The sequence below is a fragment of the Spiroplasma sp. ChiS genome (assembly GCF_002968355.1).
Lineage (GTDB): Bacteria > Bacillota_I > Bacilli_A > Mycoplasmatales > Mycoplasmataceae > Spiroplasma > Spiroplasma citri.
The window spans coordinates 1-4,214 of the sequence record NZ_PUUH01000324.1 but is presented as its reverse complement, the minus strand read 5'-3'; the positions used below and the strand labels follow the sequence as shown (position 1 = coordinate 4,214).

Annotated in this window: 3 protein-coding genes and 1 pseudogene; all 4 read right to left on the bottom strand. The window is 25.9% G+C overall.

Annotated features, from left to right (window positions below; genetic code table 4):
• Positions 1 to 1,295: pseudogene (locus C6B38_RS09325) on the bottom strand (hypothetical protein); the annotation flags it as partial.
• Positions 1,296 to 1,676: 381 nt separating this feature from the next.
• Positions 1,677 to 1,961 (bottom strand): hypothetical protein, encoded by a 285-nt coding sequence (locus C6B38_RS09320; RefSeq protein ID WP_105299416.1) that lies wholly within the window; start codon positions 1,959 to 1,961, stop codon positions 1,677 to 1,679.
• Between the two features lie 2 nt (positions 1,962 to 1,963).
• Positions 1,964 to 2,734 (bottom strand): ParA family protein, encoded by a 771-nt coding sequence (locus tag C6B38_RS09315; RefSeq protein ID WP_162475957.1) that lies wholly within the window; start codon positions 2,732 to 2,734, stop codon positions 1,964 to 1,966.
• Between the two features lie 377 nt (positions 2,735 to 3,111).
• Positions 3,112 to 3,792, bottom strand: a complete 681-nt coding sequence (locus C6B38_RS09310; protein ID WP_105299414.1) for a hypothetical protein — start codon at positions 3,790 to 3,792, stop codon at positions 3,112 to 3,114.
• Positions 3,793 to 4,214 lie beyond the last annotated feature (422 nt).

Genomic DNA, 4,214 nt, shown 5'->3' with positions numbered 1-4,214 from the left:
ATGATATTACCTAAATCAGTCGTTTTAATTAATTCACTTAAATTTTCTTGCTTACTTGGTGTTGGTGGGTCAATTTTCGCTTGCATTGAGACCGTAATTTCACTCGTATATTGTTTACCATCCAAAGTAAACATTACTTGTAAATTATGGTCGCGGGCTGTCGTTTCGGGTTTAACATTTATTTTTCATTGTTTGCTTGTTTGTGGTTGTTGGACATTATCAAAAATAACTTTATCAATGTTGGGGTTGGCAATATCAATGTTTAACTCCCCATCAACACTAAGCAAGTCGGGGCGAGTTCAAGTTTGGGTTTTGGTGCTATCAACTAAGTTAAACTTACTTTGTTGTTTTATCCAATCTAAAATTGTTGTCGTAAATTTAACTCAATCATTACCACCAAAGTAAACATTACTGTTATTATCTATTATTATATATGTAGTATCATCTTCTATTCCATCGATTTTAGTTGGGGTTGTAGAACCGTGTTTTAACACAAACGCACCATTATCTGTTCCAAAATAAATGTTATTTTTAGTATCAAAGGTAAGTGAATTAACAAAACCATTTATTCCATTAATTTTAGTCGGAGTGTTTGACCCTGCAGATAACTTATACGCACCGTCCTTTGTACCGAAATAAATGTTATTATTTTTGTCAATTACAATTGAATTACAAACATTATTTATTTCATTTATTTTTGTTGGTGTTGTTTTACCGTGTTTCAACACAAATAAACCACTATTTGTACCGAAATAAATGTTATTGCTACTATCAACCGCAATTGTTTTAACAAAACCACTTATCCCATTTATTTTTGTTGGTGTTGTTTCACCGTGTTTCAACACAAATAAACCACTATTTGTACCGAAATAAATGTTATTATTTTTGTCAATTACAATTGAATTACAAACATTATTTATTTCATTTATTTTTGTTGGTGTTGTTTTACCGTGTTTCAACACAAATAAACCACTATTTGTACCGAAATAAATGTTATTATTTTTGTCAATTACAATTGAATTACAAACATTATTTATTTCATTTATTTTTGTTGGTGTTGTTTCACCGTGTTTTAACACAAACGCACCCGCAAATGTACCGAAATAAATGTTATTATCTTTGTCAATTGTAATTGACATAACATAACCATCAATACCATTTATTTCTTTTAATGGTAAATAATCGTTGTTTGAGTTAGACGCCAAAGTATTAGTTAGTGGTACTGCTGCTAGCAACGGGGTGGGAATGCTCGCTGTTAAAGTTGATATCGTTAAAATACTTAATATTTTTTTCATTGCTGTATTCCTTTCTGAACAATAAAAATAGGAATAGCACAACCGCACTATTCCCACAAGCAATTTATAACATATTTCACAAGAGTATCAAAAGGACAAACAAAATACCCCAGTAAAATATGTTAAAATTGTCTGTGGAAACGCTAGTAGCAAGCTAGTGTTTCCACGATAGTAATTTATGTAGCAATAAATTACTATCACTAATTTTTATTTATTTTAAATTTCACATTTATATTATATCAATTGCTTTTTAAGAAAGCAATTTTTTATTTTAAAAAGAGAAGATTAATGAAGATTGATATTTAATACATTTTATAAAAGTAGGATTGTACTACTTACCAAAAACATTCAATATCTTTGTAAGCACATTATAACACAAATTTATAATTGGTCGATTATTTGTTCTAACAATGCCGAAACCGACAAATTATATTCATTAGCTATTTTTTTTATTTTATCTATTTTATCTGGTCTAATAGATAGGTTAAGATATTTTTTATTTAGTTTAGGTTGATTTGGTTTTAATTGTAATTCTTTATTAATAGTTTTTGTAACATTTTCAGAGTTAATTGTTTTAATATTTTCTCTAACGCCCAATAAACTTTCTGCTAACTTTTCCGATTTATTTAAGTTAAGATTAGATTTAAACAAGTTTTCTTTTGCCATGTTTATATCACTCCTTTTTGTTCTAATTCAGCAACAATATTGAAATACGGGTTTTCATCTTTTTTTAAAGTTTTAACAACTGGAATGCCCGTTATTTCGCTTGCTTTAAAAACTTGTTTTTTTCTAATCTCTTGTTGTATTAATAAATTATTTAATGAACTATCTTTTAAATTTTCAATAAAATCTTTTGAAATTGTATAAGTATCAAAATTATTTAAAACAATTGCACTAATATTATTATTGGCATTAATATAATCAACTATATTATTTCATTGTTTATTTATTGTTTCAATTGCTCTCCACGAATGAATAGAATTATCTGAAACTAAAATAACATTATCAGCACTTAAATAAGCATTAACATTCGTTACATTTAAACTTGGGTTTGTATCAATCAAAATATAATCATAATTAGTTTGTAAAAAATACTTATTTTTTTGTATTGTATTTTTTAATTTTTGTTCACGACCAAATTGACTAGACAATTTTATTTCTAATTCTGACATTTGAATATTAGTCGGAACAATATTGACATTTTCAAAATTAGTTTTAAAAACTATATCAGTTATATTATTGTTTTTATCATTAAATAAATTTATCGCTCATGGTTTATCAATATCCAATTTAAAACATTGTGTTAAATTTCCTTGGGGGTCAAGGTCAAGCACAAGTATTCGTTTCTTTTTTTCTATGGCAAGAAAACAAGACAAATTAAAAGTAAAATTTGTTTTTCCGACCCCACCTTTTAATGCTCCTACTGTAATAATTTTCATAACATTTTTTCCTTTCATTTATTACACGTGCAATTGCACTCGCAAATATAATAGCACATTCAATTAAAAATGTAAATTATTAATTTTAATATTTATAATAAAATCGCGAGAGTTAAAAATTTAATAAATATAACATTTTATTACCATATTTTCCCACGAAAATAACGTTCAATGCAGCACAGATGACAATTACTGATAAATAGCAAAAAACCCTTATAAAATAAGGGTTTTAATATATTTATTAAATTTAATTTCTAGAAATTATAACAGAAACTTCAAAGTCTAATGTCATAGAAGTAGCTGCGGCAAAAGAATATGCTTCCCATTCTCAAAATCAATTAACAGTTTCTGTTTCTTTATTAATTTTAAATTTTAATCTAAAATATATCCCCTCATATATCTCTTCATCTAAAATAAATATTATTAACTTCAAAGTCTAATGTCATAGAAGTAGCTGCGGCAAAAGAATATGCTTCCCATTCTCAAAATCAATTAACAGTTTCTGTTTCTTTATTAATTTTAAATTTTAATCTAACAATTAATTCTTGAACAGCAAATAATGAACTACCAGAAATATTTAAATAAATTCCATAAAAAGAATCAGAATTTAAACGGTTATTATTAATTATGTATCAGTTTAATTCTTTACTTTCATTTCATGCATTTAATTTAATTTTTAAATTAAACATATCAATTACGTTATATTTAGTTTTAAAATCATCTCAACTAGTAGCATAATCTGTATATTTAAATAATTGTGTTTCGGGAATTCTATCACTATCTTCAGTGTGTGTACCATTAAATACTTTATGAATATTAATATTTAAATCAAATGGAATCTGCCCCTTATTCCTTTTTTTAGTAGCAACTAAATTATTTAAATTATTTTTTTGTATAATGTCTTCTTGTACTGAAATTAAGTCTTTTGTTGTTTCAACTTTATCTTCTGAAGAAATTACTTCTTCTGTTTTTGGTTCGTATGTTGTATTAGCAACAAGAGGTGCTACAGAACTAGTTGCTAACATACCAGTTCCAACTAAACTTAGTATTTTTTTCATATATATCATTCCTTTCTTTTATAAAAATAGAAATAATAGGCTTATTTTCCTTATTATTTCCATAAATTTATAAAAGAATTGATATGATATATTAAAATTTGATACAATAATTTACAGAAACACAAGGAATTTAAGCATTTTGTGTTTCTATGCTATAAAATTATATTTCTATTTTTATAATTTCATCTTAACAATAAAATTTTTAATAACAACCTCTATTTTAAAATAAATAAAAATTTATTTTTTTATTTGTTTCAGATTTCGTAGGTGTTTAGTTCTTGTCAAGCATAGTTATTGATTTGATTTTCAATTCAGTTAGCGAGGGTTTAAGTTGGGGTAATTCAGTGGACTTGGTAGTTGTCTTTATAGTATTTGCAAAGACCATCAAGTTTTTTTCTAAACCGCTCGGGAGTTTTTCGTGT